Source organism: Maribellus comscasis, from assembly GCF_009762775.1.
Lineage (GTDB): Bacteria > Bacteroidota > Bacteroidia > Bacteroidales > Prolixibacteraceae > Draconibacterium > Draconibacterium comscasis.
Genome location: NZ_CP046401.1, coordinates 4,314,707 through 4,329,877 on the forward strand (window position 1 = coordinate 4,314,707; position 15,171 = coordinate 4,329,877).

Genomic DNA, 15,171 nt, shown 5'->3' on the forward strand with positions numbered 1-15,171 from the left:
CAAACAGCTTGTCTGGCTTTAGTATTTCGCATATTCTGCCAAACCCATTTTGACCAATTCATCGTTTAATGTAATTTCATTGTCTGCCAGTCTTATTGTTCCGATGTAACGACCATACTTACCCACATCCTTGTCTGTTTCAATAATTACTTCAAAGTTATTTGCGGCAATTCTTTGTTCCACAAAAATTTTAGACTCCATTCCTCTGGAGTATTCGTCCGAATCTTTTTTTACATTATAAGTTTCAGGAGTATTGATATTCGCGAGCCGAATACGTTGATTTGTGGTGATTTTAAATCCCAAATCGATAACAACATCAAGCGTGTCTCCGTCAACAATCCTTTTTACTGTAGCTTTATACTGATACATGGCACATTAATTTAAATATAAAAGTTAAGGTATTTTTTTGTTTTTTACTAACAAGCAGAGTTGATTTTTGTTATTTAAGCCCCTGTATTTCAGTGAAAAAATATTTATATTTGATACTTTGTTCGAGTTAATATGAAAGAACAGATTAAGATTTCCAAAATTTCGGAAAACGAATATTTGGTTGGAAATAACATCACTTCCCTAATGAATCCAAACACTATTCTTGTAGAGGCAGTCGGCGATCAAACGGATGAACTTGCTTTGGCCCTAAAGAAGGTATGCGAGCAACTGGCGGCGCCGGTAACAGGGAAAATAAATTATCTTATTGATTTAAACCGATGTGGTAAGAACTCCAAAAAAGCCAGAGCTACGTGGATTGAAATGAATAGCCAGGAGAGAACATCGTTTGTGGCTTTGTATGGTCTGCATCCGGTTGCAAAGGTTCTGGCAACTTTTATTATGGGGGCATCAGGAAAAAAGAATTTCAGGTTCTTTAACCGTCGGGAGGAAGCCCTTGTATGGTTGACTCAAATGAATGGTACGATAAATAACGATTGACGTTTTATATAAAATCAAGTAAATTGAAAGATAGACCAGATATAGAACGAATTGAGGAATTGATTGGTGCTTTAATGAAGGTAGCTCGCGGTGACTACTCCGTTCAGGTTCCGCTTTCAGAGAAGAATGATCATTTGGACGCTTTGGCGATGGGATTCAATTTGATGGTTGATGACATTGGATCCTCGAAAAAGATTGAGAAAGAGAACAAAAAAATTAAACGCTTAAACAAACAACTTGAGGAGGCAAAAAAGGCCGCTGAGGAGAGTAATCGTTTAAAATCAATTTTTATTTCCAATTTATCACACGAGATACGAACCCCGATGAACGGCATAATTGGATTTGCCAATCTTTTAAATGAAGATGACATTTCTACAGAAACAAGGAAGAATTATACTCAAATAATTGTAAACAGCAGTAATCAGTTACTGCGTATTATTGATGACATCCTTGAGATTTCGAGGCTGGAAACCAAGCAGGTGAAACTGAATGAACAGGTGGTGAATATAAACGACTTTATGATTGAGCTGTTTAATATTTTTAACCTCAAATCAAAAGAAAGTAAAATTCCTATTTATTTAAAAAGAGCTTTGCCCGACGAATTCAGTAACGCCTATACCGATCGATTGAAACTGAGTAAAATTTTGTGTAATTTGTTGGAAAATGCATTGAAATTTACAAATTCAGGACACATTGAATTTGGCTATGTTTGTAACGATGCTGAAATTGAGTTTTATGTAAAGGATACCGGAATCGGAATTAATAAAGAAAAACAAAAGAGTATATTCGGAAGATTTTCACAGGTCGATAGTAAACTTTCAAGAAAGTCAGGAGGCTTAGGGCTTGGATTAGCCATTGCCAGTGAAAATGCAGCTTTACTCGGTGGGGAAATAAGAGTCACTTCAAAGGAAGGGAGCGGTTCAACATTTTATCTGTCAATTCCTTTTAAACACGTAAATAAGCAAGTTGATGATAATAAGACCGGAACTGCAGAACTCAACAACAAATTTAAAATTATCATTGCCGAGGACGAAGAAGTAAATCTTCTTTATTTGGAAACATTATTAAAAAAGATAAACAGAGACATTCACATTATTCAGGCTTCAAATGGTGAGGAGGCAATAGATTTATGTAAAAGGAACTATCCCGTAGATTTGGTTTTTATGGATGTAAAATTACCTGTATTAAATGGATTGGAAGCAACGAGAAAAATAAAACAAATTTATCCGGAGTTGCCTGTCATTGCTCAGTCTGCTTACACTTCAGCTCGTGAAATTGAAAATGCCAAACAAGCTGGCGTCGACGATTATATAACAAAACCTATAGTAAAAGAGGAGCTGTTTGAGGTGCTGGAAAGGTACATGTATGTCAAAAATAATGATTAAGTTTGTTTACTTTTTTGAAGAAAAAAACCAGAAGCAACTTAATGGCTCAAAGTCAGGATACACCCAGTTTCGAATTCAAATGTAATGTTGAGGATTCGATTTGTATAGCGCGATGTGTTGGCGTTACCGACTATTACAATCTAACTGAAGCTATCCAAAGTTTAATAAATAATCCGGAAATTAAATCTCATTTCAAATTGATTATAAATCTGATCGAAATGGATTACCATCCGAGTTATGATGAGTTAATGGGAATTGTTGATACACTAAAACTCCTGAAAGAAACATTTAAGGAAAAAGTGGCTCTTATAACCAGACAAAATCTGAATATTATAGCAAAATTAATCACTATTTACTGTGAATTAGCCGGAATGAAAATGAAGGCTTTTACAAGTACCGATGATGCAAAAAAATGGGTAACTTCGCCGGACTGATGAAGTCGAATTAACCATTTGCTTTTCTGAAACCTGTAAATCAAATTCCAATGAAAATTCTTTCTTTCCTGTTTATCATTTTATTCAGCTTGTTTTATTCATCTCAAATATTTAGTCAGGAAAATAGTTTTGAAGGCTGGGAGTGTAAGGAATTTTCATTTCGGGGACACGATGCAAAAATTGTTTTTCCGAAGAAAAGTAACGACGGAAAATATTGGGTCTGGCGGGCCCGTTTTTGGAGTCACGAACCACAATTGGACAAAGCCCTTCTGGAAGAAGGATTTCACGTAGTTTATGTCGATGTTTCCGGTTTGTACGGAAATGACGAGGCTGTTGCATTATGGAACGGTTTTTATAAGTTCCTTCGAAAAGAATATCATCTAAATCGCAAAGCGGTTTTAGAAGGAATGAGCCGTGGTGGCCTGATTGTTTATAATTGGGCTTCGCAAAACACAAAGAAGGTTGCGTGTATTTATGCAGATGCTCCGGTGTGCGATATCAGAAGCTGGCCAGGCGGATTATATGGTGGAATTGGCAGTGAGCCGGATTGGGAAGCTTGTTTAGAGGCCTATGATTTGGATGAAAAATCGGTTTTGGATTTTAAGGGAATTCCGATTAACAACGCGGTAAAAATCGCAAAAGCAAATATTCCCGCTATTCACGTTTGCGGATTAGCTGATAAAGTAGTTCCTTATTCTGAAAATACTGAGAAATTGGTAGAAAAGTTTGAGGATGCAGGAGGCAAAGTTGAGCTGATTTTAAAAGAAGGGGTAGGGCACCACCCGCACAGTCTGCAGGATCCCAAACCACTGGTCGATTTTATTTTAAAGAATACCATCAACAGGAAATAGATTTCTTTTACTGGTACATCAATAATGTTTAGTTCTTTATTTGAACATGAGTTTAATTTGTTTGTTGTTTGAGTACATTGTATAAACTTAAAAACTGATATACTATGAGTTATTATTTTAGTAAAGTAGTTGCTGGTAAAAGTTTTGAAGAGGCAGCAGAGTTAGTTACCGATGAGTTAAAAAAAGAAGGTTTCGGAGTACTTTCTGAGATTAATGTTGGCGAAACATTAAAAAAGAAGCTGAATGTTGATTTTAAAAAGTACAAAATTTTAGGGGCATGCAGTCCTAAACATGCTTATCAGGCCTTAACGGCAGAAGATAAAATCGGTGTTTTTCTTCCCTGTAATGTAATTGTTCAGGAAAATGAAAACGGCGATGTTGAGGTTTCGGCTGTAGATCCGGTTGCTTCAATGAGTTCGGTGCAAAATGAATCACTTGGCGGTGTTGCCACAGAAATTCAGCAAAAATTAAAAAAGGTAATTGAAAACCTTGGCTGAATGACAAAAAACAACCTTTGATTGCTAACCATTTTTACCAGGAGTTTTTGTGTTCCAACCCGATTTTTACTTTTTTATTAGAAATGAATTGTATTGCATTCCGCTATACTTTTGTTACATTTAATGCCAGTTGAAAGTATAAGGCTTTTATTCACCATAACTAAAACCTATACCTGTCTGGCATGCCAAAACCACTTAAGAAAAAAAACGGACGTGTGCAGCAGATTGCACTTGTTGCAGCACCGTTGCTAAGCTTATTGATTATTTTATTTGCCGACCTCGATCCGGAAAATAAAAAAGTGACTTACACTTTTGCCATCGCTCTTTTAATGGCGGTTTGGTGGATTACTGAAGCAATTCCTCTTGCTGCAACGGCTTTAATCCCGGTAGCGCTTTTTCCGCTTTTTGGTGTGGTCGACGGAAAGGTTGTTTCGTCGATGTATTTTAACCATCTTATCTTTCTCTTTATTGGTGGCTTTTTGATGGCTTTTGCCATGGAGCGCTGGAATCTGCATCGACGTATTGCTTTACGAATACTGATTCTTTTTGGCATAAGTCCGGGGCGTATTTTATTGGGTTTTATGCTTGCCACCGCATTTCTGTCAATGTGGATGTCGAACACCGCCACAGCAATGATGATGGTTCCTATTGCGTTATCAATAATATTAAAGTTGGAGGAAAGTCTGGGAAAAGAAAAAACCGGGAAATACAACATTGGGCTGCTGCTCGGGATTGCATATTCCGCTTCAATTGGTGGAATTACAACCTTGGTTGGAACACCTCCGAATCTGTCGTTCGCGCGAATTGTGAATATTATTTTCCCCGGGATGCCGGAGATTTCATTTGCCGACTGGTTTATTTTTGCTGTACCTGTTACCGTGCTTGTATTTTTGGCGGCTTGGTTATTATTGTTTCTAATGTACAAACCCAAAGAACGTTGGGATGATTTGCAAATAACGGAATTCAAAAAAGAATATCAGGCACTTGGCAAATCAAAACCGGAAGAAAAAATTGTTCTTGTCCTTTTTGTTCTTCTCGCTTTTTTGTGGATTTTCAGGGCAGGTTTTTCTATTCAGTCGGTTGAAATTCCCGGTTGGTCAAAATTGTTTAAAACCCCTTCTTTTATTAACGATGGTACTGTGGCTATTTTTATTGCGTTGTTACTTTTTATGATTCCGTCAAAAACCGAAAAAGGCGAACGGGTAATGAACTGGGAGACTGCTAAAAAGATACCCTGGGGAATTGTGCTTCTGTTTGGAGGCGGTTTTGCCCTTGCGCAAGGTTTTGTCGATTCTGGTCTTTCGGTTTGGTTTGGCGAGCAACTGGCCGGACTAGCCAATGTAAAACCCATTGTATTAACACTGGCCGATGTAACCATGATTTCTTTTTTAACCGAGCTTACATCAAACGTGGCAACTACCGAAATGATTCTTCCCATTTTGGCCGGATTAGCCATGACCATAAAAGTAAATCCATTATTGCTTATGATTCCCGCCACATTAGCAGCTTCGTTGGCTTTTATGCTGCCTGTTGCCACACCGCCCAATGCCATTATTTTTGGAACCAACCGGATTCGGGTGAAAGACATGGTGAGAACCGGTATTTTACTCAATTTAACCGGAATTATTATTGCTACACTGGTAATGTACTTTTGGGGAACACTCGTTTTTGGTATCGATGTTACAGTTTTCCCTGATTGGGCAGTCGGTGTTGAAAATTAGTTGCCTGTTCTGAATATATTTGGTTTGTTTACAGTTCAAATAAAAGGTTCAATCTTGTTATGTTGATTTATTCGTACGACGGAACTTTTGAGGGATTATTGACCGCTGTTTTTGAGTGTTATCGCAGGAAGGATTCGCCAGAAGATATTGTGTCACAAAAAGCGGAACAGAAAGATATGTTTGCAGAGCGTTTTGACGTTTCGGCAGATGCAGCCAAGGCAGAGCGCGTTTGGAGTAGCGCACAGAAGAAGCTTTCAAAACGGAACAACCAGATGTTGTTTTATGCTTTTCTTTCGGAAGAACCGGGAATTGAAATGAAGATTCTTCGTTTCCTCCAACGTTTGTTTTCGGAAAAATATTCCATTGAAACCGATTTTGGCGGCTCCGATGTTTTGTCTCTTTCTCAACTTTCGCAAAAAGTATTAAAAGAGGCCGAGAAAATAAGACAGTTTGTTCGTTTTCAGCATACAAAGGATGGTCTGTATTTTTGTGGAATAGAACCACGCTACGACGTTATTCCATTAACGGTAGGCCATTTCCGAGACAGATTTGCCAATCAAAATTGGTTGTTGTACGATTTAAAACGAAATTACGGCGTATTGTTTCATGAAGGAAAACTGGAGGAAGTAGAAATTTCGCAAAAGGAATTTCATTCATTAACTGGTAAAGTAAACCAGGATGTATTGGAAGAAGATGAGGAATTTTATCAGACGCTGTGGAAATCGTATTTTAAAAGTATCAATATAAAAGAAAGAAAAAACCTTCGGTTACAACAGCAACATATGCCCCGAAGGTTTTGGAAATATCTTCCTGAAATAAGTAATAAAAGTTAAATGTCTTGTTTTTTTGTTTTTGGAAGAATTAAATTCAGCACAATTCCAACTGCTGCTGCCAGCCCAATTCCAGCCAGCGAGAAGTTTCCGTACTGAATAACTGCACCGCCAATCCCTACTGTCAATACAACAGAAACAATTACCTGGTTGCGGGTTTCCGACAAGTTGGCCTTCGAGTCGACCAGTGTTTTTATACCGATAGAAGCTATCATACCAAAAAGAAGCAACATAATTCCTCCTAAAACAGCCTGAGGTATGGTTTTTAGAAAACCACTTATTTTTCCGACAAAAGCAAAAACAACAGCAGTAATTGCAGCAATTCTTAAAATAAACGGGTTGGTTACTTTTGTTAATGAAATTGCACCTGTCACCTCCGAATAAGTAGTATTTGGAACGCCACCAAAAAAGCCGGCAATAGCAGTAGCAATTCCATCGCCCAGAAGTGTGCGGTTTAAGCCCGGTTTTTCAATAAAGTTTTTGTCGCAAACGCCACCAAGTGCATACATATCCCCAACATGTTCAATTACCGGAGCAATAGCAACCGGAATCATATAGAGAATGGCCTGCCAGCTAAACTCAGGCATTGTAAACTGAGGTAGCATTATCCATTTTGCATCGGAAATTGCAGTGTAATCTACCCTGCCTAAAATTAAGGCAACAATGTATCCCACAGCGATTCCCACAAATATCGGGATAAGTTTAATCATTCCTTTTCCAAAAATAACCACAACAATTGAAGCAATTAATGCTATTGTAGCCAGCAGCCAGTCGGTTTTTGCCATGTCCACCGCCGATGTTGCCAAAGACAGTCCGATGATCATAATCACCGGGCCAACAACAACAGAGGGAAACAGGCTTTCAATAAACTTAATCCCCCGTAATTTTACCAATACAGAAACAATTCCGTAAACGAAGCCCACTGCAATTATTCCAGACAAGGTTCCGGCCCAGCCAAAAAGTCTTGTTGCTTCGATGATAGGAGCGATAAAGGCAAAACTGCTCCCAAGGAAAGCAGGCACTGTTCCTTTGGTTATTAAATGAAAGATGAGCGTGCCAATTCCGGCGGTAAATAATGCGACGGAAGGATCGATACCAACAAGAAGGGGGACAAGAACGGTTGCACCAAATGCAACAAATAGAAACTGAACACCTAATACGGTGTTCTTTACAGTGAATTGTTCGCGAAAAGAGATTGGTTTCATCTATTAAGGTTTTATTTTTTAACAAGAATAACTTTTTCTTTTTTAGCCGTCAAAAAAAGATATTAACGAAATGAATGATTGTTGTTGGTAACCCGGATAGCACAAAAAAACCGTTTCCTGAAAAGAAACGGTTTTGCTGTTATTGTAATAATTCCTGAGGAATCTCGTTTATGGGTTGAACTTTTATAGAGCGGATAAAAAGTTCACCGCCTTCGGATTGCAGCTGAATCTTGCCTTTTGGTAAAGGTTCAATATTATTGGGGCCCAAATATTTTCCGGAATTGTAATTTATCATGTTTACTTTTCCGTTTACTACATGAACCGATGTTCTTCCAAAACAATAAAGTTCGATTTTGTTCCATTCGCCCACCGGATTCTCGTAATCGGCATCTTTGGCAATAATTCGTGTTTCGGTATCAGGAACAGAGGGTGCTTTTTCGGCATCTTTTGAATAAACATATTTGTCTTCGGCATTTTTTATTATCGGTATTTCGCAATACGATTTTCCCATTCGGTACGAGTCGCCTATATTTCCTGATTTTAACTGCAATTCGTGCGAACTCATCCAAACACCAATACCTACTCCAAAATCGCCGTAGCTATGGTAAAGTAATCCACTGTTTCTTGTTGAATATACTTTTTCACCCCATTTGAACTCCATAACCAGATGGTAGTTTTCAAATTCTTCCTGTGTAGCAAGAGAGGCATTAATTTCACCTGAAATTTTGATGACTTTTTCGCCCGCCAGATCAATAACTGAAAATAGATTTAGAGGGTCTTTATTTAAGCCAACCGGCGCTCCATTTTCTTCAGTGGGGCCGCACCACGTATCCCAACCTGTTAAATCCTGACCATTAAACAGCGGTTGCCACGGCTCTTCTGTTGAACACGAACTAAAAACTAAAATCGAAATAAGGAAAAGGAAAAATGTATTCTTCATGGTAGAAAGGTTTAGATTAAAAAAAAACTGCCCTTCAAATATAGGACAGTTTTCTAAATATTTTATGAAGTTTTTCTTTTTTGTTAAACTGCTTCTGCTTCGATGATTTGTTTTGCTCTGTCTAAAATTTTTGTGTCGTCGATTAGAACTATTCCGCCATTTGGTCCTGGTTCCATATGTATGCCTACTGCTGCTCCGTTAGTATAATTCGCGCCTCCAAAATAATTCCTGACGGTTTCTTCTGTTACATCAAATTCTTGCGCCATTTTTTTTATTGAACCGTCAGGCAAGCTGTCTTTGATTTTGCGCAGCTCGTTAAATGTCATTTTACGCTCCATGTCTTATTAGTTTATTTGATTATATAAAGAACTTTTTGTATCCGTAAATTTAAAATTAATAATTTAATAACCTGCATGTAATGTAAAGGTAATTTTTGAAAATTTTAACGTTTTTACGTTAATGAAATGTAAAGACTGTTTGGAGTGGCAATATAAGTTTTTTGAATTCAGATTATTATGTGTGGATTTCTGTGTGTTTAACAGAATGTACATCTGCAATAATTAACATTTTTTAATAGTTCAATGTCAATTATCTTTTAAGCAATCGTAAATTGCCTGGTGCATTGCAGTCCGAATATTTAACTGATATAGTTTTTGATTTTCACGCGTTGGGTGAACCCTGTTCGACATAAAAATATAAAGTAAGCCATTATCGGGATCAGCCCAGGCAAATGTTCCTGTGAAGCCACTGTGTCCGAAGCTGTTGGCGCTTGCATCTATTGCGGGATAAGCGTCTTTCAGGCTGTTTTTATTATTGTCTGTCAGCGGTTTGTCAAAACCCAGCCCTCTTCGGTTGCTGTTGTTAGGGTATTGAATACGTATAAATTCATTCACCGTTTTTTCAGAAATATATCTACGCCCTCCAAAATATCCTTTTTGAAGGTACATCTGAAATAGTTTTGCCAGGTCGTTGGTTGTACCAAAAAGACCAGCATTCCCTGAAATTCCACCCATCATTGCGGCTCCCTCGTCGTGTACGTATCCCCGTATAGTTCCCATTCTGAAAAAGTCATCTTTTTCAGTTGGAATAATGTCTTCCATTGGAAAATATTTGTAAGGGTTATAGGTAATAGTGTATGCTCCCAGAGGCAAATAAAAATTTTTTTTTAGATATTCTTCGTATGATTCACCGGTGATATTGCTGATAATATCAGGATACAAATAGAAACTCAGACCGGAATATAAATACCTGCTTCGGGGCAATAGTTTCGAATCGCGAATGGTATCGTACATTATCTTCCTAAAATGGTTGTTCATATATAAGTTGGAAGAAACACGCACATTAAATTCAGAAGAGGGAGTGTGTTTAAAGACAGAAGAACTCAGGTGCTTCTGTTTGTCAAGTGTCATTTGCCAAAAAGGTATCCAGGACGCCAATCGCGCCTGGTGTGCTAAAACCTCGCGTACTGTAATATTTCTTTTGTTGGAGCCGTCAAAATCAGCCCAGTAATTGCTAAATGGGGCATCCAGATTCATTTCTTTTTTATCAACCAATTTCATGAGCGCTGGCAGGGGGCCGGTTACTTTGGTTAGCGAAGCCCAGTCATATAAGTTCTCTTTTTTCACTTGCTGCTCTTTTTCATAGGTCTGGTATCCATAGCATTTATGAAATATTACTTTTCCATCTTTTGCAATTAATACCTGGCATCCGGGATAAGCTTCTTTTTCAACTCCCAGCAGGGCAATTGAATCAATCTTTTTTTCAAGTTGTCCTGAATTTACACCAACTTCTTCCGGAATTGTGTATGACAGCGTGCTGTTGCTTGCTACTTCAATACTGTCGTTTAACTGAAACCTTGAATCAACTGTTACCGGCAACCTGCCATTGGCCTGGTTTGCCCCAAATACAAGTTGCGCCGCCAACTCCTGGGTTAATTCGTTATTCTGATAGGCCAAAATCAGCCCCTGTACATTTTCAATATTTTCAAAGTGTTTCATTGCATAGGCATTGCCAAAAAAAACAGCGATCGAATTATTTTTTCGCGTCAGTTCCGAAACCGCACGTCTTTGAATTTCAGTTGTACCGTATTGTCTCGAAGGATAGACATTAATCCCCTGAATACCTGCTATTACCAAATTGTAATCTTCCATTAAAACGTGGAGTCTGCTCAAATCTTTTTCAGAAGCATCTTTGGGAAGGAAGTAGTGGTCGACAACAGTATATTTTTCAAGCCTTCTCTGAAAGGTTGTAATATTATCGGAACCTATTGATATTGATGCAATACGGAAAGAATCGAGATGCTCAACGGGCAGAATGTTATCTGTGTTTTTTAAAACAGTAAGTGCTCCTTTAACAAGCTGTCGGCTGGTCATCTCAAAATAAGGAGAGTGGAGTCTGTGCCTCAAATATTTTATGTCAGTCGGCTGGTACTCGTTTAAATTCACCCAACGTTTTAACGCCAGAATTTTTCGACACTTTTCGTCAATTTCAGCGGTGCTGAGTTCACCTCTTACGATGCCGTTTTTTACCGATTCAATCGCTTTATTCAAATCCGGAACAAATTCAATCAAATCATTTCCCGCTTTTAGCGCTTCCAGTTCTGCATTTCCGCTTTGGGTTCTTACACCCTGCATATTTATAGCGTCGGTAACTACAAAACCGGAAAAACCGATTTCATTTTTCAGATAATCAGTTATGATTTTTTTTGACAATGAGGAAGGAGTTCCCGAATCATCAAGCGAAGGAACGTCAAGATGTGCTGACATTATTCCACTGATTCCCATTTCCGCCAGGTAACGGAACGGAAAACTTTCGAGGGTGTCCATTCTTTCTTTTGAATGTGTAAGTACAGGAAGTGTTTTATGAGAGTCATGATGCGTGTCGCCATGTCCCGGAAAATGCTTGGCCACAGGTATTACTCCCACATCCTGCATTCCTTTGGCAACCTGCCATGCTTTGTTCGCAACATTTTTTTTGTCTTCCCCAAACGAACGAAAATTAATAACAGGATTTTCAGGATTGGTATTTACATCAGCCACCGGGGCAAAATTCATATGTATGCCCATGTCTTTTAACTGGTTTCCAATATCTCTCCCCATCTGATAAACAAAAGCATCGTATTTTATTGCGCCGATTGCTTGTGCATAGGGATATTCAACTGTGCTGTCAATTCTCATAGACAATCCCCACTCGCCATCGATCGCGATCAGAAGAGGTGTTTTTGAATTTTCCTGAAATTCATTAATCCATGATGTAGTTTTAACAGGCCCGCCCTGCATTACCAAAACACCACCGGGTTTATATTTTTTTATTTGTTCGATAACTTTATTTTTGCTGGCGTCATTTTGTGTCGGATATGCGGTGAGCATCATCAATTGTGCAATCTTCTCATCAATAGTCATGCTGTCCAGTTGTTTATTCACCCACTCATCGTTTGAAAATTTCAGAAAAGGAGGCTCAACAGCACCCAGATGAGTTGTGCAAATCAGAAACAGAGAAATAATACCTGTAAATATCTTGATTACCTTATTCATAATATAATAATAGTCACTTGTGGTAATATAACTAACTTTTGGTTCGTTTATTTAGTTTAGTAGTTAAGGAATACAGTTTATATAAAAAATTATTTTTTTCTTTTTTTCACCATGTGTAACTTACCAAAATTATTTTTGTTCTATCTAAAATAATCAAATGAATAAAAAATAATCGGAAAGCCGTAAATGTATAAGTTTTTAATAAACAGATGACAAAATTTATAAGATATTTTATTCTTTTTATTTTACTGGGGTGTTCAGCTGGAATACATGCAGGAGAATTAAAATGCGGGGCGGAACAACCCGACAAATATTTGGCTTTGATTCAGGGGAAAAAAGTGGGGTTGGTGGTTAACCATACTTCACTGGCGGGAGAGATTCACCTTGTTGATTTTCTTTTGGCGAAGAAGGTAAATGTGAAAAAGATTTTTGCGCCTGAACATGGTTTTAGAGGGGAGGCAGCCCCCGGAGAAGAAATACAGGCCGGTGTGGATGGAAAAACAGGAATTCCGGTTCTCTCTCTTTACGGAAAAACCCGTAAACCAACCCCGGAGCAACTGGCGGGTATTGATGTGATGGTATTTGATATTCAGGATGTGGGTTGTCGGTTTTACACTTATATTTCCACGCTTCACCTGGTTATTGAAGCTTGCGCAGAAAATGACATTCCGCTGGTTGTATTTGACAGGCCAAATCCCAATGGCGATTATGTTGCCGGCCCGGTTTTAAAAGAAGAATTTCAGTCGTTTGTTGGAATGGACCCAATTCCCGTTGTTCATGGATGCACGGTTGGGGAGCTTGCAAATATGATAAATGGAGAGCAGTGGCATAAGGCAAATAAAAAATGTGATTTGAGAGTTATTCCGGTAAAGAATTATGACCATAAACTTTTTTATTCTCTTCCGGTTGCGCCTTCACCAAATTTGCCCAACGATTTATCCGTTCGTTTATACCCTTCGCTTTGTTTTTTCGAAGCAACAAGTGTAAGTGTAGGACGCGGAACAGATTTTCCTTTTCAGGTACTGGGAGGTTTGGATCCGCAATTGGGTGATTTTGAATTTACTCCCGAAACGATTCCCGGAGTAGCAGTACATCCGCTAAATGAAGGAGAGAAATGTTACGGAATTGATCTTCGTAATTTGAAAATTGTACCCGTTTTTACTTTAAAATATTTCCTTGATTTTTATCATCGGTTTGCTAACGAAAAAGATTTTCTTACCCGCGAAAGATGGTTAAATCTCCTTGCCGGAACCGATGAGTTTATTCAGCTTGTAAGGGAAGGAAAAAATGAGAGGGAAATTAAAGCTCACTGGCAAAAAGAATTGACCACATTTAAAGAAACCAGAAAGAAATATTTGTTGTATCCCGATTTTGAATGATTATGAGTCCTTACCTCGTTTTAGGAATAATTCTTGGCTATTTTTTTGTTTTGATGTTTATTTCGTGGCTGACCTCGAGAAATGCAAATACTGATACTTTTTTTACAGCAAACCGAAAATCGCCCTGGTATTTGGTTGCTTTTGGTATGGTTGGAGCAACGCTTTCAGGAGTAACATTTATTTCAGTGCCGGGAGAAGTAGGGAATTCGGCTTTTGCCTATTTACAATTTGTTTTTGGAAACCTTGTTGGTTACTGGCTGATTGCCGGAATTTTATTGCCTTTATATTATAAATTAAACCTGATTTCAATTTACACTTTCCTTGAACAACGTTTTGGAAAATATTCATACAAAACAGGCTCTTTTTTCTTTTTGATTTCAAAACTTACCGGTGCGGCATTTCGGCTTTATTTGGTAGCCGGAGTGCTCCAAATTGCCTTTTTCGATGCCTTTAATATTCCTTTCGCTATCACGGTAGTCGTTACCATATTTTTAATTTGGATTTATACATTTCGCGGAGGGATAAAAACCATTGTCTGGACTGATACACTTCAAACACTTTTTCTGGTTAGTGCAGTTGTGTTTACCATGATAGCAATCTCCCAAAACATGGAGTGGAGCTTTGGGCACTTGTTTAATGAAGTTGCTGAAAGTTCGAGAGCGAAGATTTTTATATGGGACTGGCGTTCCGGAAACAATTTTTTTAAACAGTTTTTGGCTGGAATTTTTACAACGATAGCTGTTAATGGGCTTGATCAGGATATGATGCAAAAAAATCTTACCTGTAAAAATAAAGGAGAAGCACAAAAAAATATGGTGGTGTTTAGTTTGTCATTTCTTTCCACTGTAATTTTGTTTTTAAGTCTCGGGGTAATTTTGTATTCTTTTGCTGAAAACATGGGGATTTCAATCCCTGAAAAGACAGACGATTTTTATCCGCTCCTTGCTCTGAATTATTTGGGTTTACCAGTGGGGATAGCTTTCTTGCTTGGAATAACGGCCGCAACATACTCCAGTGCCGACTCTGCACTGACTGCAATGACCACTTCTTTTAGTGTTGACTTTTTAAATATTGGAAGATACAAAGAACAGAAAAAACAAAAAATTAAAAAGTGGTCACATCTGTTTTTCTCTTTGTTGCTAATTATTACTATCTTATTTTTCAGGGCAATAAACGATGAAAGTATTGTTGTTGCTGTGTTTCGGGTGGCAGGTTATACTTACGGCCCAATTTTAGGGTTATTTATTTTTGGTATGTATTCAAAAAGGAATGTTAATGATATTTGGGTCCCGGTTATTGGTTTTTTGGCACCGGTTATCTGTTATTTTTTATCCAGATATTCAGAGGTTCTTTTTAACGGTTATAGGTTTGGATTTGAACTTTTAATACTAAACGGATTAATCACAATGATAGGTTTATTTTTCATTTCTAAAAAATATGTTGTAAAAAACTAACGATTGTAAATAAAT

Annotated in this window: 14 protein-coding genes; 9 read left to right on the forward strand and 5 right to left on the reverse strand. The window is 37.9% G+C overall.

The genetic code is table 11. From position 1 onward, the window contains the following. Positions 1 to 18 precede the first annotated feature (18 nt). Positions 19 to 369: a thermonuclease family protein gene (locus GM418_RS17005; RefSeq protein ID WP_158868437.1), complete on the reverse strand. Its 351-nt coding sequence runs from the start codon at positions 367 to 369 to the stop codon at positions 19 to 21. 132 nt (positions 370 to 501) lie between these two features. On the opposite strand from GM418_RS17005, the gene GM418_RS17010 reads away from it, so the two are divergent. From GM418_RS17010 to GM418_RS17040, 7 genes are all read left to right on the forward strand, one after another. Beyond that, positions 502 to 927, forward strand: coding sequence for a DUF7793 family protein (locus GM418_RS17010; protein ID WP_158868439.1), 426 nt, complete (start codon positions 502 to 504; stop codon positions 925 to 927). Between the two features lie 23 nt (positions 928 to 950). Then, on the forward strand, positions 951 to 2,312 hold the full coding sequence (locus tag GM418_RS17015) for an ATP-binding protein (protein ID WP_158868441.1): 1,362 nt from the start codon (positions 951 to 953) through the stop codon (positions 2,310 to 2,312). Positions 2,313 to 2,353: 41 nt separating this feature from the next. After that, positions 2,354 to 2,746 carry a hypothetical protein gene (locus GM418_RS17020; RefSeq protein ID WP_158868443.1) on the forward strand — a complete coding sequence of 131 codons (393 nt, stop codon included), beginning with the start codon at positions 2,354 to 2,356 and terminating at the stop codon, positions 2,744 to 2,746. 50 nt (positions 2,747 to 2,796) lie between these two features. Beyond that, positions 2,797 to 3,597, forward strand: a complete 801-nt coding sequence (locus GM418_RS17025) for an alpha/beta hydrolase family protein (RefSeq protein ID WP_158868445.1) — start codon at positions 2,797 to 2,799, stop codon at positions 3,595 to 3,597. 104 nt (positions 3,598 to 3,701) lie between these two features. Continuing rightward, positions 3,702 to 4,094: a DUF302 domain-containing protein gene (locus GM418_RS17030; RefSeq protein ID WP_158868447.1), complete on the forward strand. Its 393-nt coding sequence runs from the start codon at positions 3,702 to 3,704 to the stop codon at positions 4,092 to 4,094. Positions 4,095 to 4,276: 182 nt separating this feature from the next. Then, positions 4,277 to 5,815 carry an SLC13 family permease gene (locus GM418_RS17035; protein WP_158868449.1) on the forward strand — a complete coding sequence of 513 codons (1,539 nt, stop codon included), beginning with the start codon at positions 4,277 to 4,279 and terminating at the stop codon, positions 5,813 to 5,815. 59 nt (positions 5,816 to 5,874) lie between these two features. Then, on the forward strand, positions 5,875 to 6,648 hold the full coding sequence (locus tag GM418_RS17040) for a TIGR03915 family putative DNA repair protein (protein WP_158868451.1): 774 nt from the start codon (positions 5,875 to 5,877) through the stop codon (positions 6,646 to 6,648). On the opposite strand, the gene GM418_RS17045 is transcribed toward GM418_RS17040, so the two are convergent. The 4 genes from GM418_RS17045 to GM418_RS17060 all read right to left on the reverse strand — a co-directional run bounded on the left by GM418_RS17045 (position 6,645) and on the right by GM418_RS17060 (position 12,323). Next, on the reverse strand, positions 6,645 to 7,850 hold the full coding sequence (locus GM418_RS17045; RefSeq protein ID WP_158868453.1) for a uracil-xanthine permease family protein: 1,206 nt from the start codon (positions 7,848 to 7,850) through the stop codon (positions 6,645 to 6,647). The genes GM418_RS17040 and GM418_RS17045 overlap by 4 nt on opposite strands. A 139-nt stretch (positions 7,851 to 7,989) precedes the next feature. Continuing rightward, positions 7,990 to 8,790: a 3-keto-disaccharide hydrolase gene (locus tag GM418_RS17050; protein WP_158868455.1), complete on the reverse strand. Its 801-nt coding sequence runs from the start codon at positions 8,788 to 8,790 to the stop codon at positions 7,990 to 7,992. A gap of 83 nt (positions 8,791 to 8,873) precedes the next feature. Next, positions 8,874 to 9,128, reverse strand: coding sequence for a DNA-binding protein (locus GM418_RS17055; protein ID WP_158868457.1), 255 nt, complete (start codon positions 9,126 to 9,128; stop codon positions 8,874 to 8,876). A gap of 246 nt (positions 9,129 to 9,374) precedes the next feature. Then, positions 9,375 to 12,323, reverse strand: coding sequence for a serine hydrolase domain-containing protein (locus GM418_RS17060; protein ID WP_158868459.1), 2,949 nt, complete (start codon positions 12,321 to 12,323; stop codon positions 9,375 to 9,377). 209 nt (positions 12,324 to 12,532) lie between these two features. Between GM418_RS17060 and GM418_RS17065 the strand changes: the two genes are divergently transcribed. Next, the gene (locus GM418_RS17065) at positions 12,533 to 13,702 is read left to right on the forward strand and encodes an exo-beta-N-acetylmuramidase NamZ family protein (RefSeq protein WP_158868461.1); all 1,170 of its coding nucleotides are present in this window, start codon (positions 12,533 to 12,535) and stop codon (positions 13,700 to 13,702) included. Between the two features lie 2 nt (positions 13,703 to 13,704). Next, positions 13,705 to 15,156: a sodium:solute symporter gene (locus tag GM418_RS17070; protein ID WP_158868463.1), complete on the forward strand. Its 1,452-nt coding sequence runs from the start codon at positions 13,705 to 13,707 to the stop codon at positions 15,154 to 15,156. The last annotated feature ends 15 nt before the right edge of the window (positions 15,157 to 15,171 follow it).

Bases quoted from the DNA above. Each gene is read 5' to 3' on its own strand.
- GM418_RS17040 (WP_158868451.1), top strand. From the start codon at position 5,875: ATGTTGATTTATTCGTACGACGGAACTTTTGAGGGATTATTGACCGCT.
- GM418_RS17005 (WP_158868437.1), bottom strand. From the start codon at position 369: ATGTATCAGTATAAAGCTACAGTAAAAAGGATTGTTGACGGAGACACG.
- GM418_RS17035 (WP_158868449.1), top strand. From the start codon at position 4,277: ATGCCAAAACCACTTAAGAAAAAAAACGGACGTGTGCAGCAGATTGCA.
- GM418_RS17030 (WP_158868447.1), top strand. From the start codon at position 3,702: ATGAGTTATTATTTTAGTAAAGTAGTTGCTGGTAAAAGTTTTGAAGAG.
- GM418_RS17020 (WP_158868443.1), top strand. From the start codon at position 2,354: ATGGCTCAAAGTCAGGATACACCCAGTTTCGAATTCAAATGTAATGTT.
- GM418_RS17055 (WP_158868457.1), bottom strand. From the start codon at position 9,128: ATGGAGCGTAAAATGACATTTAACGAGCTGCGCAAAATCAAAGACAGC.
- GM418_RS17065 (WP_158868461.1), top strand. From the start codon at position 12,533: ATGACAAAATTTATAAGATATTTTATTCTTTTTATTTTACTGGGGTGT.
- GM418_RS17045 (WP_158868453.1), bottom strand. From the start codon at position 7,850: ATGAAACCAATCTCTTTTCGCGAACAATTCACTGTAAAGAACACCGTA.
- GM418_RS17050 (WP_158868455.1), bottom strand. From the start codon at position 8,790: ATGAAGAATACATTTTTCCTTTTCCTTATTTCGATTTTAGTTTTTAGT.
- GM418_RS17010 (WP_158868439.1), top strand. From the start codon at position 502: ATGAAAGAACAGATTAAGATTTCCAAAATTTCGGAAAACGAATATTTG.
- GM418_RS17025 (WP_158868445.1), top strand. From the start codon at position 2,797: ATGAAAATTCTTTCTTTCCTGTTTATCATTTTATTCAGCTTGTTTTAT.
- GM418_RS17070 (WP_158868463.1), top strand. From the start codon at position 13,705: ATGAGTCCTTACCTCGTTTTAGGAATAATTCTTGGCTATTTTTTTGTT.
- GM418_RS17060 (WP_158868459.1), bottom strand. From the start codon at position 12,323: ATGAATAAGGTAATCAAGATATTTACAGGTATTATTTCTCTGTTTCTG.